Genomic DNA, 17,901 nt, shown 5'->3' on the forward strand with positions numbered 1-17,901 from the left:
GAAAATAAGTTACGCCAATTTAGGGACGCGGAGTATAGCAGGGAATGGAGGATCGATGCGATTAAAAAAACACCACTCGAGGCATTTTCAGGGGGATTTGAGCCAGAAGCGTAATACCCCTAAATCCGCTATGGATATGGCTTAGGGCGGACTTGACCGCCCAAACCTGCGAGCCTAGAGACCCTTTCCTAAACCTTGAGCAAAATGCAGCAAATTCACCAGCGCCAAACTGATAATCACTATCCAAGTGAGCAATACGCCCCAAAAACGACCAAAATGGTAACCACCTTGGCCTTGAGTTAAGCCAATAGCATGGAGTAAGCGCGCCACTATCCACACAGTCCCAAAACAGTGTAAATAAAATGCAGGCAAGCCACCCGCTTCGGCCACCAGCATTAAAATCAATACGATAGGCGCATTTTCGATCAGGTTAACATGCACTCGATTAGCCAAAGCTAAGGCGCTGTTACCACCATCCCCTAGGCCGATTTTCTGACCTCGCCTTAATTTCACTACTCGATAAGCCAAAGCGACAATTAATAGCCCTGTGAGGCTAGCGTAAAGACCCGTTACCATCAAAGACATGCCTATTTCCCCTTATCAAAAAGCTGACTATAGCCCGAGCTGCAAAAAATCAGCAATTTATTTGTATTAAGGTTAAAAGCCATTAACCTTTTATAGACAAGATAGGTTAATATGCGCGCGTCATTCCCTACAACTTTTTATACAGTGAATACCCCGATTGGATAACGACGAGTTTATCGAAAAACGCAGATTTATCATAAAGCTAGGCAAAGCCTTGCATAAGTTTGGCACACCCGCTTATCGTCTAGAAACCCACTTACAAACCGTTGCTCGCACCTTAGGTATCGAAGGCTATTTCCTTATTTCTCCGACGTCGATGACCTTCGTTTTGCAACATGATACCGATCAAGAATATAACCATGCCGCTCGAGTTAAGCCCGGTGAACTCGATTTAGGCTCACTCGCCCGTACCGATGAATTGGTCGATGAGTTAACCTCGGGTAAACGTACTTTGGCCGAGGCATTAGATCGCTTAGAAGAAATTGCCAATAAACCCAATCCCTATGGCCCTGTATTAACTTGCTTTTCTTTTGGAACTTCTGCCGCCGCTTTCGCTATGCTGATGGGCACGGGTTGGAACGATGTATTTTGGTCAGGATTATTAGGCTTATTCGTCTATGGCTTGGTATACCGTGCCGAACGCTCGGCCCGCATGGCCGAAGTGCTCGAACCCTTCGCCACTATCCTTTGCGCCATCGCAGCCTGTGGCATAGCGCGTATCGATCCAAATATTAATATCCCAGTAGTAATCCTCTCCTCCATTATTATTTTTATTCCCGGCTTAGCCTTAACCTTAGGTTTAGCTGAACTCGCCGCACGGGATTTAATTTCTGGCACGGCGCGCATCATGGATGCGAGCATGCAATTATTTAAGCTGTACTTTGGCGCAGTGCTCGGCATGGCAATCGGTAAAGCTATATTCGGCGAAGCGATTCACATAGAACCTGAAGGTTTACCTCGCTGGGCGATATGGTCGGCGGTTCCGATTCTATCTATGGCGCTGGTTTTTATCTTCAAAGCAAGGATGCAAGATTCGCCTTGGGGCGTATTGGCTGGGATAGTGGCGTTTTTCTCAGCCATGCTCGGCGGACATTATTTTGGTGATTCGGTGGGGATCTTCTTTGGTGCCTTGGCAGTAGGAATTTATTCTAACCTCTTCGCCCGCTGGATGAAGGCGCCTGCCTCCATCGCCTTGTTGCAGGGAATAGTGATCTTAGTCCCCGGCAGTAAAACCTATATCGGACTCAATGCACTGATCTCAGGTGAGACCATGCTCAATCAGTCGCACATAGGCTCGCAAATCTTTTTGATTTTTATGTCGCTAATTGCGGGGCTCATCTTTGCTAACGTCGCAGTCCCACCTAGGCGTACACTGTAACAATCGCTAATCCGGCTGGAGCCCGCGCCCAGCCGCCACCTCAAGATAATCTTAAGCTAACCTTAAGTAAAATAAGAAACTTATTAAAATGTTTCCTTGACTAACACTCGTTTTCCATGTGTTATTAAATTGTGAATTGCAACGTGAAATTGTTTTCGCTGCAGTCGTCGATTTCATGGGAGTGGCCTTTTATGCAGAAATTTTTTCAGTATGCATGCATCCTATCTTGTTGTGTTGGCAACCTAATCAGAGTTGCCCAAGCAGAAGAGGCTAAGCTCGCCGATCCCGCAAACAAAGATCAAACAAAACAAAAAGTCAGCAAGATTGTGGTGGTCAACAACCCCATTTTTGATGAGTCAGATCCCGATGCTTTTTTCATTCACCGCTGGGCTAACGCCCTGCATATCAATACCAAAGAATATGTGGTTCTCGATAATTTAACTTTCAGCGAAAATGATACTGTCACCCAGAAAGATCTCGACGAGTCCCAACGCCTGTTACGCGCAGTACCCTACATTCGCGACGCCAAAATTTATGTCGCAGAAAAAGATCCCCAAGCCGATGTCGATCCATCCGTTGAGTCCGTGGTGGTGGAGACCTGGGATAATTGGTCATTATTACCGACAGCGAGTTTGAGTAGTTCAGGTGGCGACACCCGTTACTCCTTCGGGCTCAAAGAAGACAACTTGCTTGGAACGGGGATCCGCACTCGACTTAAATATCAATCTAATGAATCCCGGAATGGCTATAAATTTGCTTTCGAAGCGCCGCTCAGCATTATTGAGCACGGCACAGTTGCCGCTGAGTTCTACGACAATAGCGACGGCCAAGCTAAACACGTTTATGTGAGTAAGCCCTTCTATTCCCTCAATACAAGTACCATGTATTCGGCGGAGTTTTTAGACGATAACCGTACAGATACCCTCAGACAAAATGGGCAAGAGGTGAATGAGTTCACACACACAGTCGACTATCTCAATCTGCAATATGGCTGGTTAATTAATAAAAACAGTCAGCACCTTTCTCGCTTTATTACTGGTGTCACCCAAGACAAGCACGAGTTTGCCCATTCTGAGCGCTATCCTACGTCCATGCTCCCTCAAGACAGGGACTTTATGTACCCTTGGGTCGCGTACGAGTTTATCGAAGATGATTTCCACGTACTGAATAATGTTCACCTGATCACCAACAATGAAGACTTTAACTTAGGTTGGCATCACTATGTACAATTCGGCATAGAAACCAATGATATAGGTGATAACAATCCCTTAGGCTACCACGTTAACTGGCAAAGTACTGGCGGGTATAAGTTTGACGATCAACTGTGGCTGTTAGAAATGGGGGGAACAAGCACTATCGGCACCACTCAAAAAGATACTTATAAGGTCGATGTTCAAGCCGAATACTTCTATCAAATTCATCCTAAGTGGACGGCTTATGGCAAAGCTTGGGCTAGCCTTTCACAGAACACTTATCTGGATCTAACAAAAGGATTAGGGGATGAAACTGGCGTGCGCGGTTATCCAAACGAATACCAACAAGGGGATAATCAGTGGTTACTGACCGCCGAGATACGCAATTACCCCAATATCAACTTATACCAACTGGCTGAATTAGGCTGGGCAGTCTTTGCCGATCTGGGTCAAGCTTCCGGCGGTCAACTCGCCGAGAATAACGAAGTCAGCGGTCCACTGGGTAGCATAGGCATAGGCGCGCGGATTTATTCCTCTCGATCCAGCTATGGCAACGTAGCCCATATTGATTTTTCACTCCCTTATACGGGCGGCGAGTCAGTAAACAGCTGGGAATGGCGATTCCTAGTGAAAAGCAGTTTTTAAACCTAAGGTACATAATAATCGTATGAACTATGTACTTTTTAAGACAATCCTTGACGCCTTGTGGCCTAAAATAATCCTGACGCTATCTGCCTAACCTCCTGCTCAACCCTCTGTACCAAAGAAGCGTCTGCCAATAAGGGAGAACCACAATTAAAGGGAGGTTTAGGAGCATATTCAAACAATAACTGCAGTGTTTTAGCCTGTTGTTCACCCTCTATATTGGCAATGAGTGCCAAAGCAAAATCGAGCCCTGCAGTAATACCGCCGCCACTGATCCTATTACGGTCAATCACAATACGTTTATTTTCAAAGGTAATTTGAGGATATTGTGCCAACACTGAAGCATAAGCCCAGTGAGTGGTCGTGCGATAACCATTAAGTAAACCTGTTGCCGCAAGAATCAAGGCACCAGTGCATACAGATGTAATGTATTGCGCTTGCTCCCCCTTGCGTTTTAAGAAAGAAATGACTTTCTCATCCTGTATTTGCGTCAAAGGATTTGCGCTCCCAGGCACTAAAAGGATATCTATCGGCGGACAATTATCGAAATCGTAATTAGGCTGTAAGTTAACGCCCGCATCACAGGGTAATAGCGTGCTGGTTTTCGCAAAAGTGAAGGTTTCAAATGATGACACAAAGGCTAAAAACTGTAGTGGCCCATAGGCATCGAGCATCGTCATGCCGGGATAAAGGAAAATACCTACTCTTAATTTGTGCTTGATTGGATTATTTGTTTGATCACTTTGAGCCGCTTCAATATTTTCACTCATCATAGATTCTCCATCGGTAGTGACAATTTCATATTTTAGGAAACACTGTCGTTGCAGTTAACCCTATGACCGTCACTATAAAGCCCATTATTCCTAACCATCAGGCACAAACTCGCCCGAATGTTTCAAATGGCACACCTGAGCCTATCTGTTCCACTTAAGCAAAAATCACAACACAAGAGCCATTGAGGCTAATGTATAATCAAACGCCTGAATTGAATTTGGAGCAAAATCCAGTATGCACACCAAGCCCCACATGCGCATAAAACAAAGCCCGCGAGCGATGCTCAAGGTTCTCCACGTTTTCAAGGAAATGCTTAAACAACAAGATTATCGTGATATTGCAGTGGCAGATATTGCGCACAAAGCCGATGTCGGGCGCACGACGTTTTATCGCTACTTCAAACGCAAGTTGGATATTCTTATTGCACTACATCAAAATATTTTTGAAGATATATTCGCAGATCTTCAGTCAACCGAAGACTGGCTTTCAACCAACACACCACCCTCATTGGAAAAACTGCTTATTACTTTTAGCCGAAACAGCATGTTTCGCCGTTCCATGTCATTTAGACTAGGTAGCGACCTCGATGCAGCAACTAAACAATTACAAACTAAACTTGTGCAACATATCGAAAATAAATTGATCAACACCTTCAACACTGACGAATTTATTATTCCAAGCTACACATTAGCCCATAGCATAGCAGCTCTTTATTTAAGCCAAATTCAACAACTTATCGCCAGTCCCACACCTTGCCCTATACAACAAGCAAAATACTTACACTTACTGACTCGAGGCATGATTGTAGCGGCATTGACGACAACTAATAGCAGTGAACCCCATACCCGCACCAATGGAAATCATTAAGGTAAAAACCACAGCATTTACATCATTCTCAAGCGATGAGTTTGGTAATCCAACGCAAACCAAAGGTGCTACGCAGTAGTTTTACAGTGCTGTTGTGGCGCATTTGAAACAGGCAGCCAAGGCTAAAACTGACGATTAAACCTGGCGTCGATCCTATAAAATCACGACCGCTTTGCGCTAATTGTCGTTTCCTCATCAGTAATAAATCATGCTGCAACTGGCCTTGTTCCGTCAGTACAGTCAGCTTCAACTGCTGTTTTTTAAGTAACTGTTGAATTAGCATACTCGCACCTCCTATTTTTGATATTCCGACTCTCGAGTCGAGAGCAAAAGCTGTAATTGCTGCCAAGTCTTCGAAAAGCCAGTTTGTGACAGCACATAGCCAAGACTACGCCAACACCAAAGCAATAAAACAAACTGTAGCACCACCAAAGCGATCACAGTGGCCAATAACGAACCGCTCAATTGAAACAGCATATAGCCCAACAGCAATAAAATACTGCCCCAGAATAACGTAATGCCAGTACCAAAACAGACGACTAAAGCCGCAGCAATAATCAGGCTACGCCCTGTTAACCGCCATTCTGCCGTTGCTATTTCCCCAGCCAACTTCAACTGCTCGAGATAGGCTTGCTTCACTGAACTGCTAAGAACAGCTATTTCAGCCAGTTGCTCCATTGCCTGGTCAATAACTTTATGCTGGGCAGCAGCTGATGCTGTCTGCCCAGTTTTGGCGGTTTGCGCACTATGCTGGACGGGCCTTTGTTCTGGCGCCTCTGACCTTGCACGGTTTTGCATAAATCCACCTTAGCGACGGCGCAATAAAGCCGTTAATACCACACCAGCGGCAAAGGCAATCCCAGCTGTGGCCAATGGATTTTGCGCTGCCAACTCACGGGTTTTGCTATAAGAACTTTGCAGTTGTAATTTGATTTCCTCCTGCTTGAGCGCCAGAGTTTCCTGTGAGCTAGCTGCCGTTTTACGCAAAGTGTCTTCTGCAACTGCGGCTTTCTCTGCCACTGCATCAACGGCATGGTGCGTCACTTCAGTTGCTTTCGCTGTTGTGGGTGAATTTAAAGCACCGCTATCTTTACTGTTAGTTTGTTCTGCTACGCTTTTTGAACTGGCCATAGAAAGCCTCCTTGGTGAACACTGTGCAATGCAACAAGATGCTGCACTTTGCGTACAAACCAATGCAATGGCTATACCAAACAATATAAACGCATAAAAACAATAAGTTATAACTACTTTATTTCTATTAACCCTCCCAGTTAACGGTAGATGTTACCTGCATTGAGTAATTTTTACCTGCGACGAAGAAAGGCGAGAAATGGCTGTAATGGCGGCTAAACTGAAAGCTAAATAAGCGATAGACTGAAGGGCCGGGAGAACGAGATAACTCTTATTTTTTAATGAGTTAATCAAATAAAATTTATCATTACCGTATAAATTAAAAAACAAAAAGCCCGTTTGTCATTACGACAAACGGGCTTTTTGTTGAATGAGGTGAGTTGGCCGATAAGCCGGGTCCTGTCTTGGACAGTCATTCATCTAGGCCTGCAATCGCTCACAGGCTCAAGCGACCTACCCGGTTCCAACGCGAGCCACGCCATACGGAACCCTATTTGGTCTTGCTCCGGGTGGAGTTTACCTTGCTACGAACTATTGCTAGCCGCACGGTGCGCTCTTACCGCACCCTTTCACCCTTACCGACCTGATAAATCAGGCAGGCGGTCTACTCTCTGTTGCACTTGTCGTCGGTTCGCACCGCCCAGGCGTTACCTGGCACCCCGCTCTTTGGAGCCCGGACTTTCCTCCCCGTTCTTGCGAACGCGGCGACTGTCTGGCCAACTCGGCGCGGATTATAGCCTAAGCCACCCTGATGCACCACAGATAATCCGCTCGTAACCGTTTTAGCGCTTATAAATCAGACTCTAGGCCGTATTTGTACAGAGCGTTCTTTTTAAGTCCATGAATTTGCGCGGCAATTGCTGCGGCTTTCTTCAATGGTAATTCTTCACATAAGAGTTTGAGCGTATTAATAGCGACGGTGGGAATCGCTTCGTCATCACTCAAATGGTAGCCATGCACCATAAGCACGATTTCACCCTTCTGCTGATTCGGGTCAGTACTTACGGTGGCAAGCACCTCTGAGACAGGGCCAGATAAAAAAGTTTCGAAGGTTTTGGTCACTTCACGCGCCATGACGACGTGGCGTTCGCCACCAAGCACTTCAACCATAGTCGTTAGACTGTGCTCAATGCGGTGGGGTGATTCATAAAATATCAGCGTGCGCGGATCTTCTTTCAATGCTAATAACTTATCAGCGCGGGCTTTTTCTTTAGAGGGCAGAAAACCTTCGAAAGAAAAACGGTCCGATGGCAAACCCGAGGCGCTCAGGGCGGTAATTGCCGCGCAAGGGCCGGGCAAAGGGATCACATTAAACCCAGATTGGCGCACATGGGAGACCAAGTGATAACCCGGATCGGAAATCAACGGGGTACCCGCATCTGAAATTAATGCAATCGACAGCCCAGCCGCAAGCTGATCGACAATCCACTGGGCACGAGCACGCTCGTTATGATCATGCAGCGCCGTAGTTTTTGTAGTAATACCAAAGTGGCTCAATAACTTACCGCTGTGGCGAGTATCTTCACAGGCGATCAATGAAACCTGATTCAGCACCTCTATTGCCCGTGAGCTCATATCGCCCAAATTACCTATGGGAGTAGGAACTATGTAGAGTGCGACGCTTTGGTCCATATATACCTCTGTAATGACAGTGCCAAGACTTTCGTCAAGCGCGAGAGAAGGTTAAACTAGAGGCTGCATCTTACCAGAGTGAAGCCCAGTGTTAAAAAGCCTGAATACAACTAAGTTCGTTTCCGTGGCCATTTTATCGGTAATCTTGGCGGGTTGTGGCACTTCAACGCCCACCTCGACCGGAACTGCACCCACAGTGGCCACCTCTTTAGCATCCGCACCTTTGTCGGCCAATGTGTATTTGGCACAAGCCGCCAATAGCAAAGATCCGCAGCAGCGCGATACTAATCTGCTGCTCGCAGCCCATGCCTATATCAATGCCAACGACTACGCAGCGGCGCAGAAGCTACTAAAATCGATACAGCCAAGCTTGAATCAGAGCCCAACATTTCTGGCCGAACATAAATACTTGACCGCGCGCGTGCTTGAACACACGTCCACCTATAGTGATGCACTTAAAGTTCTCAATTATCCAAGCAATTGGAGTTTGCCAAGCTGGCAGATGACGGCCTATCACCAATTCAAGGCACATTTATATCAATTGAATAAACAACCTATTGAGCAAGTGCGTGAACTGAGTTTACTGACGACTTACTTGCCCCCCGCCCAAGCCAACGAGGTGAATAACGCGATTTGGCAAGTTCTGCAGCCAATGCACGAACAAACCTTAAAAGCCTTTACCAAAGATGCTAAGACTCCTGTGTTTACGGGTTGGTTGCAATTGGCTTATATCGCGAAGCATTATGCTGTCGATCCGACACAGTTAGTACGCTACTTAGGCGAATGGCAGAAACAAAATCCTTATCATCCTGCAGCGGCTAAGCTGCCCGCCGATCTTGACAGAGCCTTAAACGCTAAGCCATTTACGCCAAAAAACATTGCTGTGCTGTTGCCGCTGACGGGCCCAAGAGCTAACGCTGCCAATGCAATTCGCCAAGGCATATTAGCCAGTTACATGGCCAAGCAAAATGACCAAGTCGCAGTCAACTTTTATGACACGGCAAACGATGCTGCCAGCGCTTACCAACAGGCGCTAACTGCGGGAGCCGAATTTATTATTGGCCCATTATTGCCTACTGAAATTGAACAACTGCAAGTGATCAATGCGGCAAACACAGCCACCACTAATACGGTGACTAATACTACCAACCCAGACAAAACGGCCAATACAGCACCTGCTGCGCCTGTACCACAACTATTTTTAAATCAAGTTGATAAGTTCACCCCCGATCCGAATAGGTTCTACTTTGCATTATCTCCCGCACAAGAGGCGGCCGATGCGGCGGAGCATTTATATCAAGATGGCGTAACTATGCCGTTACTGCTCGCCAGTAACGATGCCCTTGGCAAACGCATGGCCGAAAGCTTTATTCAAGCATGGAAAAAGAAGAGCGATAACCCTGTCGAAGTTCACTACTTCGATGGCGGTGATAAAATGCGCACCACAGTACAAGATGCCCTTGGCGTGCGCGATAGCCAAGAGCGGATCGCCCGTATTAAAGAGTTGTTAGGCAATTCAGTACAAGCCGACTTCCGTTCACGCCAAGATATTGATGCCATTTATATGATTTCAACGCCACAGGATCTAACCCTGCTCAAGGCCTTTATCGACGTAAACTTTAGCGTTTTCACACAACCTGTGCCTTTATATACCTCAAGCCGCAGCCGAGTTGAAAATGAAAGCACACAAACGGCGCAGGATTTAAATAACCTGACCCTAAGCGACGCACCTTGGCTAATGCAAAACGGCGAAGAAAATCTGATGGTCAACACACTATTTTCGGGCTGGAATAACAGTCAGAAACGTTTGTTTGTTATGGGTTATGATGCAATGGATTTGATCGGCCGTTTAGCGCAAATGCGCTCATTCACAGGCTATCAATTCAATGGTCGCAGTGGTGCTTTATCTGTCAGTCCAGATGGCATAGTCAACCGCCAATTAAGCTGGGGACGTTATGAAAGAGGTAGCTTCCGCCAGTTATGACACTCGGACAGCAGGCAGAATCGCACGCCCAACGTTACCTTGAACAACAAGGCTTAACTTTTGTCGAACGTAATGTCCGCTATCCGTTTGGGGAAATTGATTTAATCATGCGCCATAAAAACCATTGGGTATTTGTCGAAGTGAAGTATCGTTCGGCAAATCAATATGGCGGCGCATTACAGGCCCTAAGCAGCGCGCAGATTTCGCGAATTCGCAAAGCGGCTAGCCACTATTTACAACTCAATAGACTCGATGTGCCCTGTCGTTTCGATGTCATCGCCATGGAAGCCGATCAAATTCATTGGCTGGTCGATGCCTTTTAAGCGCCAATAGTGAAAGAGTGACTACACAAATTATTTTAACGTCTGTGCCTCAACACGCTTGTGGAAATATGGCATGATAGCAACACTTTATCCTGAAAGGATTTATCCATGTTAGAACGCATTAAAGACAGCTTTACTGAATCTATCCAGACAAAAATCGATGCAGCCGAAGCACTGCCAGAATCAATCGCCAAAGCGGCCGAGATGATGGTGCACTGTCTTTTGGGTGGCAATAAAATCCTTGCTTGCGGTAACGGCGGCAGTGCTGGCGATGCGCAACATTTCTCAGCAGAATTGCTAAACCGCTACGAGATTGAACGTCCACCCTTACCGGCCATAGCTCTGTCTACCGATACTTCAACCATCACAGCGATCGCCAACGACTATAGCTATGATGAGATTTTCTCAAAACAGATTTTTGCCTTAGGTCAACCGGGCGACATTCTGCTAGCTATCTCGACCAGTGGTAACTCAGGTAACGTGATTAAAGCCATTGAAGCCGCATTAAGCCGCGACATGACTATCGTAGCGCTAACAGGTAAAGATGGCGGCGCTATGGCTGGCCTACTGAGCGTGAACGATGTGGAAATCCGCGTACCTTCAAATGTCACTGCACGTATCCAAGAAGTGCACTTACTGGTGATCCATTGCCTGTGTGACAATATTGACCGCACCCTCTTCCCACAGGACGAGCAGCAATGAGACACGCTGCCCCGCTGTTAATGGTTTGCTTGCTGCTTCAAGGCTGCGCCGGTGCCGTTATGGTGGGCGCAGTCAGTGGCGCTATGATGGCCAACGACGAACGTACTGTTAAGACTCAGCTTGATGATACCAATACTGATTTTAAGATCACCAGCGCACTGCTAGAGCAAGAAGATCTTAAAAAACAAACGAATATCACAGGTGTATCCGTCAATGGCAATGTACTTATGATAGGCCAAGCCCCTAACTCTACGTTAAGGGATAAAGCCATCAAGGTCGTACAAGATCTTAAGCTCGGCGGCAAAATACATAATCAAATCCGCATTGGCAATCCAACCTCTTTCACCACCCGCAGCAATGACACTTGGGTTACAACCAAAGTGAAGGGCCGCATGCTGAACGAAAAAGATTTGGATGTGACTCGCATTAAAGTCATCACTGAAAATGGTGAAGTCTTCCTGCTGGGAGTTATTCATCGCTCACAAGCAGACTTAGCTGTTGATATCGCCCGTAATACTGCTGGCGTGCGTAAAGTGGTGAAAGTATTTGAGTATGCTAAGTAATTTTGCAGTTTACCTATTTAAAACTTGAGCCTAAGTGGTGAGCTAACTCGCCCACTTAGGCTTTAACCCTTGCTGTTATTTTCCCGTGAGTGTATCCGCTATCTTAGGTGCCGATTTTGATAGGAGCGATCCTAGCCAAGGTAAAAACAACGAAGGCAATACGATTAAGGCGGCACCGAGCCAACTTAAGTTATCCAACCATTCATCGAACAACAACCAGCCTAAAAAGACAATAAACAACAAGCCTGTGTATTCCGCAATCGCGATATCACTCGCCTGTGCCTTGCGGTAAGCCAGCACACAAAACCAGTGATAAACCAATAAAAATGCGTTGCTCAGCAAGGCCACGCCCACCAGCTCCCAACTCAAACCCTCAATCCCCTGAAACGCTGCAATCACTAACGTTGCCGGAATACCCAGCAAGTTATATAGCATTAGCGTTAGCACGGGATGCTCAGCATGGGGTACTTTTTTAAGTGCTAACTGATTCACTGCAAAAGTAAAAGCAGAAAACAGTACAGCAATGCCGTACCAGTTCATTTCGCTCGGCCGCAGGATAATCAAGATGCCGACAAAACCTAAGCCAGTACAGATTGTCTGAGCAGCGGTGATCCTCTCGCTCAAGAAGAAATACCCCATCAAAATAATCATTAGCGGTGCGGAGTAAAACAATGAGCTAACTGTCGCGAGCGGCAATGCCATTAAGCCAATAATTAAAAAAAGCGCGCCAACTGAGCCTATGTTGGCACGCCAAAGGTGAACTGAGATATGTGTCGTCATCGGACGCTGCGAATACAGCCACACTGGCAACAACATAAATACTGAAGAGATTTGCCTGACAAGGAGGAAAGTCGAGGCACTCGCATCGTCCGGTAACCACTTGATCGATACATCATAGAAGGCACTGAATAGGTTACCTACTATCAATAAAATCAAACCAATAACTACTGGGCGTTGCATTTTTTAACATCCATAAATCTCAATGGCGGCATGATAATCCTCGCAAAACTTAAGCTGAAATGATGCTTTCTCATGCTAGATGAATTAAATTCATACTAAAGCCTTTAGATATTGAAAATCATGAGAAAGCTCCCGCCATTACGCGCTCTACAAGTGTTTGAAGCTGCCGCCAGACAGCAGCATTTTTCTAAGGCCGCCGATGAACTGTGCATCACCCAAAGTGCAGTGTCGCACCAAGTGCGAGTATTAGAAGAGTATTTTGGCGAGCTACTGTTCGACCGTCAGGGGCGTAAACTGCAGTTAACGCCTAAGGGGCACGGACTATTTTTAGAGTTAGAGCGGATATTCAACGAGTTAAGCGACCTCAACTTGAAAGTACGCGATACGCCAAATCAACAGCTCTGCCTAGCCGTTTACAGCTCATTTTCAGTAAAATGGTTGATCCCAAGACTCGCCGATTTTCGCCGCCAATATCCGAGCGTGAAAATCCGCCTCGAGATGATCACCCAAGATCCTGATCTAAGCACCAGCACTGCGGATATCTTCATCGCCGGTAAGCTAAATCAACGTGGTTATTGGCAACAGTTACTGCACAAAGAGCGTTTAATTCCTGTATGCAGCCCCAGTTTTTACCTTAAATGGCGCGATATAAGCCTGAGTAATTTCCAGCAACAAGCTCTGCTGGTGGTTGATGAAGGACCATTAGGGCTCGACTGGCACAAGTGGTCATCGGCGCACCAAATACCACTCGATAACGAACAACAGCATGTGTTTAGTCATATTGTGATGGCGATTGAAGCGGCGATTGCTGGCCAAGGCTTAGCCCTAGCGCCGGACTTTATGGTGGCTGGCGATATCACAACGGGGCGTTTAGTCACCTTGAATCTGCCCGATGTACATACCGGATTTGAATTTACCTTCTTTTGTAAGCAACGCCGTTTATCAGAACCTGCGATTGCCGCTTTCTCATCTTGGCTAAAATCACAGGCTTAGGATGAATTTACAGGCACAAAAAAGCCGACGCGAACGTCGGCTTAATTTATCGATCGATTGATTACACTAACAAACCAATCTTCTCATACACTTTCTTCAGGGTCACTTCGGCGCGCGCCTGCGCACTCTGTGCACCAGCTTTCATCACTTGGTCTAAGTAAGCGCGATCGCTACGAATCGCGCGGTAACGCTCTTGCAGTGGCTCTAACATGCTCACAACCGCTTCACCTGCTGCACCTTTCAAATGACCATACATCTTGCCTTCAAACTCGGCTTCTAGGCTCGCAATGCTTTGCCCTGTCACACCCGACATGAGACTCAGCAGGTTAGAAACACCCGGTTTATTATCCACATCAAAACGCACGACTGGCGGCTCATCACTGTCTGTCATGGCTTTTTTCAGCTTCTTCAGCACTGATTTCGGATCTTCTAGCAGGCCGATAACGTTATTACGGTTATCGTCTGACTTAGACATCTTCTTTAGCGGCTCCTGCAGCGACATGACTTTAGCGCCAAGTTCAGGAATAAACGGCTCAGGAATGGTGAAAGTATCACCATAGGCATTGTTAAAGCGAGTAGCGATATCACGCGTTAACTCAAGGTGTTGCTTCTGATCTTGGCCAACGGGGATTTCGTTCGCTTGATAAATCAGAATATCCGCCGCCATCAACACTGGGTAGCCAAATAAACCCACGTTGATGTTGTTGGCGTGCTTTTGTGATTTATCTTTAAACTGAGTCATGCGGCTCAACTCACCCATTTGGGTATAGCAGTTTAATGCCCAACCCAATTGCGTATGTTGTGGCACCTGTGACTGGATAAACACTGTACTCTTTTTAGGATCGACGCCACAGGCCAAATACAGGGCTAAGGTATCTAAACACGCTTCGCGCAACGCTTTAGGATCTTGGCGCACAGTAATGGCATGCAAATCAACTACACAATACAGGCAGTCGTGGCTATCTTGCATCGCAACCCATTGACGCAATGCACCCATGTAGTTACCTATGGTTAATTCGCCGGACGGCTGTGCACCGCTGAGTACTATGGGTTTGGTCATTACGTCATTGCTCCACTATCTATATATAAAAAGACTAAAAAAATCGACTAAAAAACAGGTAACCCCCATTACTTGGTAGGTTTTACCCAGTTCAGAATCTCACTAAATTGCTCACATACGGCATCTGGGCCACTGAGCCCAATATCTTCACCGTAGTTGTAGCCGTAGGTCAAGCCGATTGACGCTATCCCAGCCGCTTTCGCCGCTAAAATGTCGTTTTTAGAATCGCCGACCATCAATAACTCAGTTTTCTCCAATTGCCACTCATGCAATAAATGCTGCAGCGGCAAAGGGTCGGGCTTCATCTTAGCTAAGGTATCGCCACCTAACACTAAGCTGAAAAAGTCGTTAATCCCAAAAGCATTGAGTAATGGCATGGTAAAACGATAGGGTTTATTGGTGACAACCGCTAACTTAAAGCCTGCATCAAACAAAGTTTGCAGCACTTGATGCACGTCGCTATACAGCGCACTGTGCTTTTCAAGATTTTCTTGATAATGATGCATAAAAATCGGCATAGCCGCATCAAGGGTTGTTTGCTCAACATCCGTACCCAAAGTATGACTCATAGCACGGCGCATCAACATCTCTGCACCGTTACCGACCCAAGTACGAACTTGCGCCTCAGAGCAGCTCTTCAAACCTAACTCGGCTAAGGCTTCCTGCGTGGCAACGGTTAGGTCAGGCACACTGTCAATCAGCGTGCCATCTAGATCAAACGCAATCGCTTTAATCTTATCCCACATGGCTATGCCCCAACTTTAGCAAGTTCGGCACGCATCTCATCAACAACGGCCTTATAATCGGGCTTGCCGAAAATAGCCGAGCCCGCAACAAACATGTCCGCACCGGCGGCCGCGATTTCGGCGATATTGTCGACCTTAACGCCGCCATCGACTTCTAAGCGAATATCAAAACCACTGGCATCAATACGCGCACGCACTTGGCGCAGCTTATCTAAGGTTGATGGAATAAAGGATTGACCACCAAAACCAGGATTCACTGACATCAATAGGATCACGTCGAGCTTATCCATCACATGGTCAAGATAATGCAGTGGTGTCGCAGGATTAAACACGAGACCTGCCTTACAACCGCACTCTTTGATGAGCTGAAGTGTGCGATCGACGTGCTCAGAAGCTTCTGGGTGGAAAGTAATAATAGACGCGCCCGCTTTAGCAAAATCAGGCACGATACGATCAACTGGCTTAACCATCAAATGCACATCAATATCAGCGGTAATCCCATAGTTACGCAGTGCTTGGCACACCATAGGGCCAATCGTTAAGTTAGGAACATAGTGATTATCCATCACATCAAAATGTACTACGTCGGTTCCCGCATCTAACACAGCTTTTACATCGTCACCCAAACGGGCAAAATCGGCAGATAAAATTGATGGAGCAATCAAGAATGGACGCATAAAACACTCGCTGCTATTTGGATAAAAAGTGCCTTATTTTACCCTGAGCCAAGCTAAGCCTCTATAGCTAAAGCCACATTTCTGGCAATTGATCCGCTGTGCCTATGTCAGCAAAGCAGCACACTCTGCAGCTATCGCAGTAAATTGGGGCTTAGATTCGGTAAAATAAGCTAATATTTCCGAGCATTTTGGCTGGAATTGATAATTTTTTGTTCATAAACTAAGCGAGTTTGTTATACTCGAGGCGCAGTGCTGGTTCATTCCAAAGGAAGCGTTATGATGGAGCGGTTTAGTCAGTTTTCACACTATGTTAGGTCGGTGACATTTAAGTCATCTATGATGTTGGCATTTACTGCAGTTGTAGTGGCCACGCTAGCTTTGGGCGTTGAAAAACTTACGGAAAATACCGAAACTGCATCTTGCGCTTGTAGCAATGACACTCGTTACAACAATGCACTGCCCAGTAGCCACCCTAATAATCGCTGCGCCGATCAAGCACAAACCTTAAGCTGGAAAACGTGGCTTACAGGTAAAAACCGTTCGAGTCAGTTCCACTTTGTCGATCTACTTGAGCTATTACATGGTCATCAAGATAAACCTATGGATGATCTCAAGCCCACTACGTCGCATCTCGCCTATTAATGCTTAGCCGCATTTGGCAAGTATTTCACAGTACCATTGCCGCCTTTTTCGGGGTACAAACTAGCGAAAATCGTAAAAAAGACTTTCAAACCAGTTCCCCATTGCCCTACATAGTGATGGGCATAGTATTAGCTGTCATCTTAGTGGCAAGTCTGATGTTTCTCGTAGGACAAGTGCTTAGCTAAACGTTATTTATGTTGAAACTAGTCGTCTTTTGGATCGTAGTTTTCATCATATAGCGCCATCAACTCATCCACTTTGTTACGACCACTGCCGTTTTGGCTAATGTTGCGTTGCACTTGAATTTTCGCTAAATGCGCGCCGCGATATAACTCGCGAGTTAATGGAATATCGTGATTACTAATCAATACCGGAATACCACGCTCTAACGCGGTATGGCGCGAATGACGAGCCAGTAGTGCTTGATCGTCTAAACTAAAACCGGCACCAACATATGTCGTGAAACTGGATGTAGTAGATAACGGTGCGTAAGGTGGATCGCAATAGATAACATCGCCACTGCGTGTCTGCTCAAAGGCTTTTTCGTAACCAATGCATTTAAACTCAGCACGTTGCGCTTTTTCAGAAAAGGCCCAGATTTCCTTTTCGGGGAAATAAGGTTTTTTATAGGAGCCAAAGGGCACATTGAAGCCACCCTTACGGTTATAACGGCATAAGCCATTAAAACCATGGCGATTTAAATAAAGAAAATACACAGAACGCTGGAAAGGGTCGCGACATTTATTAAAGTCGGTACGCACCTGATAGTAAGCTTCCTTTTGATTCATCTCATCGACAAACAATGCTTTAGCTGCGGCAATGTATGCTTCCGGTTGATGCTTCACTATCTGATATAACTCGATCAAGTCCTGATTAATGTCACAGAGCAGGTAGCTAGGATAATCCGTATTCAAGAAAACGGATCCTGCACCCACAAACGGCTCGACCAAACGGTCTCCTGCGGGTAAATAACTGGCTAAATCATCCACCAATTTAAATTTACCGCCAGCCCACTTAAGGAAGGCTCTGTGTTTTTTTATCATTTA

Annotated in this window: 21 protein-coding genes and 1 other RNA gene; 10 read left to right on the forward strand and 12 right to left on the reverse strand. The window is 46.1% G+C overall.

Annotated features, from left to right (window positions below):
• Positions 1-174: 174 nt before the first annotated feature.
• Positions 175-585 (reverse strand): MAPEG family protein, encoded by a 411-nt coding sequence (locus RA178_RS20650; protein WP_306683670.1) that lies wholly within the window; start codon positions 583-585, stop codon positions 175-177.
• A 157-nt stretch (positions 586-742) separates the two neighbouring features.
• Here RA178_RS20650 and RA178_RS20655 point away from each other — a divergent pair, with 157 nt between their 5' ends.
• Positions 743-1,963 carry a threonine/serine exporter family protein gene (locus RA178_RS20655; protein WP_263192813.1) on the forward strand — a complete coding sequence of 407 codons (1,221 nt, stop codon included), beginning with the start codon at positions 743-745 and terminating at the stop codon, positions 1,961-1,963.
• A 191-nt stretch (positions 1,964-2,154) separates the two neighbouring features.
• Positions 2,155-3,801, forward strand: a complete 1,647-nt coding sequence (locus tag RA178_RS20660; RefSeq protein WP_306683673.1) for a BamA/TamA family outer membrane protein — start codon at positions 2,155-2,157, stop codon at positions 3,799-3,801.
• Between the two features lie 65 nt (positions 3,802-3,866).
• Here RA178_RS20660 and RA178_RS20665 read toward each other — a convergent pair whose 3' ends face one another.
• The gene (locus RA178_RS20665; protein WP_306683675.1) at positions 3,867-4,574 is read right to left on the reverse strand and encodes a DJ-1/PfpI family protein; all 708 of its coding nucleotides are present in this window, start codon (positions 4,572-4,574) and stop codon (positions 3,867-3,869) included.
• Positions 4,575-4,809: 235 nt separating this feature from the next.
• Here RA178_RS20665 and RA178_RS20670 point away from each other — a divergent pair, with 235 nt between their 5' ends.
• Positions 4,810-5,442, forward strand: coding sequence for a TetR/AcrR family transcriptional regulator (locus RA178_RS20670; protein WP_263186314.1), 633 nt, complete (start codon positions 4,810-4,812; stop codon positions 5,440-5,442).
• A 28-nt stretch (positions 5,443-5,470) separates the two neighbouring features.
• On the opposite strand, the gene RA178_RS20675 is transcribed toward RA178_RS20670, so the two are convergent.
• The 5 genes from RA178_RS20675 to rsmI form a co-directional block, all read right to left on the reverse strand.
• Positions 5,471-5,725 (reverse strand): hypothetical protein, encoded by a 255-nt coding sequence (locus tag RA178_RS20675; RefSeq protein WP_173248094.1) that lies wholly within the window; start codon positions 5,723-5,725, stop codon positions 5,471-5,473.
• Between the two features lie 11 nt (positions 5,726-5,736).
• Positions 5,737-6,240, reverse strand: coding sequence for a hypothetical protein (locus RA178_RS20680; protein ID WP_173248096.1), 504 nt, complete (start codon positions 6,238-6,240; stop codon positions 5,737-5,739).
• A 9-nt stretch (positions 6,241-6,249) separates the two neighbouring features.
• Positions 6,250-6,573, reverse strand: coding sequence for a DUF883 C-terminal domain-containing protein (locus tag RA178_RS20685; RefSeq protein WP_113941447.1), 324 nt, complete (start codon positions 6,571-6,573; stop codon positions 6,250-6,252).
• Between the two features lie 372 nt (positions 6,574-6,945).
• Positions 6,946-7,297, reverse strand: an RNA gene (rnpB, locus tag RA178_RS20690) — RNase P RNA component class A.
• A 65-nt stretch (positions 7,298-7,362) separates the two neighbouring features.
• Positions 7,363-8,205, reverse strand: a complete 843-nt coding sequence (rsmI, locus tag RA178_RS20695; RefSeq protein WP_105250522.1) for a 16S rRNA (cytidine(1402)-2'-O)-methyltransferase — start codon at positions 8,203-8,205, stop codon at positions 7,363-7,365.
• A gap of 88 nt (positions 8,206-8,293) precedes the next feature.
• Between rsmI and RA178_RS20700 the strand changes: the two genes are divergently transcribed.
• The 4 genes from RA178_RS20700 to dolP all read left to right on the forward strand — a co-directional run bounded on the left by RA178_RS20700 (position 8,294) and on the right by dolP (position 11,777).
• A complete protein-coding gene (locus RA178_RS20700) occupies positions 8,294-10,189 on the forward strand; it encodes a penicillin-binding protein activator (protein WP_306683677.1) in 1,896 nt (631 codons plus the stop codon).
• On the forward strand, positions 10,186-10,512 hold the full coding sequence (locus RA178_RS20705) for a YraN family protein (RefSeq protein ID WP_105250524.1): 327 nt from the start codon (positions 10,186-10,188) through the stop codon (positions 10,510-10,512). Before RA178_RS20700 ends, RA178_RS20705 begins: the two co-directional genes overlap by 4 nt.
• Positions 10,513-10,620: 108 nt before the next feature.
• Positions 10,621-11,214, forward strand: coding sequence for a phosphoheptose isomerase (locus RA178_RS20710; RefSeq protein WP_105250525.1), 594 nt, complete (start codon positions 10,621-10,623; stop codon positions 11,212-11,214).
• Positions 11,211-11,777, forward strand: a complete 567-nt coding sequence (gene dolP, locus RA178_RS20715; protein ID WP_105250526.1) for a division/outer membrane stress-associated lipid-binding lipoprotein — start codon at positions 11,211-11,213, stop codon at positions 11,775-11,777. Before RA178_RS20710 ends, dolP begins: the two co-directional genes overlap by 4 nt.
• A gap of 75 nt (positions 11,778-11,852) precedes the next feature.
• On the opposite strand, the gene RA178_RS20720 is transcribed toward dolP, so the two are convergent.
• Positions 11,853-12,737 (reverse strand): DMT family transporter, encoded by an 885-nt coding sequence (locus RA178_RS20720; RefSeq protein ID WP_131525400.1) that lies wholly within the window; start codon positions 12,735-12,737, stop codon positions 11,853-11,855.
• A 120-nt stretch (positions 12,738-12,857) separates the two neighbouring features.
• On the opposite strand from RA178_RS20720, the gene RA178_RS20725 reads away from it, so the two are divergent.
• Positions 12,858-13,730, forward strand: a complete 873-nt coding sequence (locus RA178_RS20725) for a LysR substrate-binding domain-containing protein (protein ID WP_173248100.1) — start codon at positions 12,858-12,860, stop codon at positions 13,728-13,730.
• Between the two features lie 61 nt (positions 13,731-13,791).
• On the opposite strand, the gene trpS is transcribed toward RA178_RS20725, so the two are convergent.
• From trpS to rpe, 3 genes are all read right to left on the reverse strand, one after another.
• Positions 13,792-14,790: a tryptophan--tRNA ligase gene (gene trpS, locus RA178_RS20730; RefSeq protein ID WP_113941452.1), complete on the reverse strand. Its 999-nt coding sequence runs from the start codon at positions 14,788-14,790 to the stop codon at positions 13,792-13,794.
• 68 nt (positions 14,791-14,858) lie between these two features.
• A complete protein-coding gene (locus RA178_RS20735; RefSeq protein WP_173248102.1) occupies positions 14,859-15,536 on the reverse strand; it encodes a phosphoglycolate phosphatase in 678 nt (225 codons plus the stop codon).
• Positions 15,537-15,538: 2 nt separating this feature from the next.
• Positions 15,539-16,213, reverse strand: coding sequence for a ribulose-phosphate 3-epimerase (gene rpe / locus RA178_RS20740; protein WP_012090481.1), 675 nt, complete (start codon positions 16,211-16,213; stop codon positions 15,539-15,541).
• A 276-nt stretch (positions 16,214-16,489) separates the two neighbouring features.
• Between rpe and RA178_RS20745 the strand changes: the two genes are divergently transcribed.
• Positions 16,490-16,855 (forward strand): hypothetical protein, encoded by a 366-nt coding sequence (locus RA178_RS20745; RefSeq protein ID WP_173248104.1) that lies wholly within the window; start codon positions 16,490-16,492, stop codon positions 16,853-16,855.
• Positions 16,855-17,040, forward strand: coding sequence for a DUF2970 domain-containing protein (locus RA178_RS20750; RefSeq protein ID WP_131525403.1), 186 nt, complete (start codon positions 16,855-16,857; stop codon positions 17,038-17,040). The genes RA178_RS20745 and RA178_RS20750 overlap by 1 nt, the downstream gene beginning before the upstream one ends.
• Positions 17,041-17,058: 18 nt before the next feature.
• On the opposite strand, the gene RA178_RS20755 is transcribed toward RA178_RS20750, so the two are convergent.
• Complete coding sequence (locus tag RA178_RS20755; protein WP_131525404.1) at positions 17,059-17,898, reverse strand: Dam family site-specific DNA-(adenine-N6)-methyltransferase; 840 nt, start codon at positions 17,896-17,898, stop codon at positions 17,059-17,061.
• Between the last annotated feature and the right edge of the window lie 3 nt (positions 17,899-17,901).

The sequence above is a fragment of the Shewanella oncorhynchi genome, assembly GCF_030848765.1.
Lineage (GTDB): Bacteria > Pseudomonadota > Gammaproteobacteria > Enterobacterales > Shewanellaceae > Shewanella > Shewanella oncorhynchi.

Coding starts and splice junctions, on each gene's coding strand:
- RA178_RS20650 (WP_306683670.1), bottom strand. CDS start 585: ATGTCTTTGATGGTAACGGGTCTTTACGCTAGCCTCACAGGGCTATTA.
- RA178_RS20660 (WP_306683673.1), top strand. CDS start 2,155: ATGCAGAAATTTTTTCAGTATGCATGCATCCTATCTTGTTGTGTTGGC.
- RA178_RS20665 (WP_306683675.1), bottom strand. CDS start 4,574: ATGATGAGTGAAAATATTGAAGCGGCTCAAAGTGATCAAACAAATAAT.
- RA178_RS20670 (WP_263186314.1), top strand. CDS start 4,810: ATGCACACCAAGCCCCACATGCGCATAAAACAAAGCCCGCGAGCGATG.
- RA178_RS20675 (WP_173248094.1), bottom strand. CDS start 5,725: ATGCTAATTCAACAGTTACTTAAAAAACAGCAGTTGAAGCTGACTGTA.
- RA178_RS20680 (WP_173248096.1), bottom strand. CDS start 6,240: ATGCAAAACCGTGCAAGGTCAGAGGCGCCAGAACAAAGGCCCGTCCAG.
- RA178_RS20685 (WP_113941447.1), bottom strand. CDS start 6,573: ATGGCCAGTTCAAAAAGCGTAGCAGAACAAACTAACAGTAAAGATAGC.
- rsmI (WP_105250522.1), bottom strand. CDS start 8,205: ATGGACCAAAGCGTCGCACTCTACATAGTTCCTACTCCCATAGGTAAT.
- RA178_RS20705 (WP_105250524.1), top strand. CDS start 10,186: ATGACACTCGGACAGCAGGCAGAATCGCACGCCCAACGTTACCTTGAA.
- RA178_RS20710 (WP_105250525.1), top strand. CDS start 10,621: ATGTTAGAACGCATTAAAGACAGCTTTACTGAATCTATCCAGACAAAA.
- dolP (WP_105250526.1), top strand. CDS start 11,211: ATGAGACACGCTGCCCCGCTGTTAATGGTTTGCTTGCTGCTTCAAGGC.
- RA178_RS20720 (WP_131525400.1), bottom strand. CDS start 12,737: ATGCAACGCCCAGTAGTTATTGGTTTGATTTTATTGATAGTAGGTAAC.
- RA178_RS20725 (WP_173248100.1), top strand. CDS start 12,858: ATGAGAAAGCTCCCGCCATTACGCGCTCTACAAGTGTTTGAAGCTGCC.
- trpS (WP_113941452.1), bottom strand. CDS start 14,790: ATGACCAAACCCATAGTACTCAGCGGTGCACAGCCGTCCGGCGAATTA.
- RA178_RS20735 (WP_173248102.1), bottom strand. CDS start 15,536: ATGTGGGATAAGATTAAAGCGATTGCGTTTGATCTAGATGGCACGCTG.
- rpe (WP_012090481.1), bottom strand. CDS start 16,213: ATGCGTCCATTCTTGATTGCTCCATCAATTTTATCTGCCGATTTTGCC.
- RA178_RS20745 (WP_173248104.1), top strand. CDS start 16,490: ATGATGGAGCGGTTTAGTCAGTTTTCACACTATGTTAGGTCGGTGACA.
- RA178_RS20750 (WP_131525403.1), top strand. CDS start 16,855: ATGCTTAGCCGCATTTGGCAAGTATTTCACAGTACCATTGCCGCCTTT.
- RA178_RS20755 (WP_131525404.1), bottom strand. CDS start 17,898: ATGATAAAAAAACACAGAGCCTTCCTTAAGTGGGCTGGCGGTAAATTT.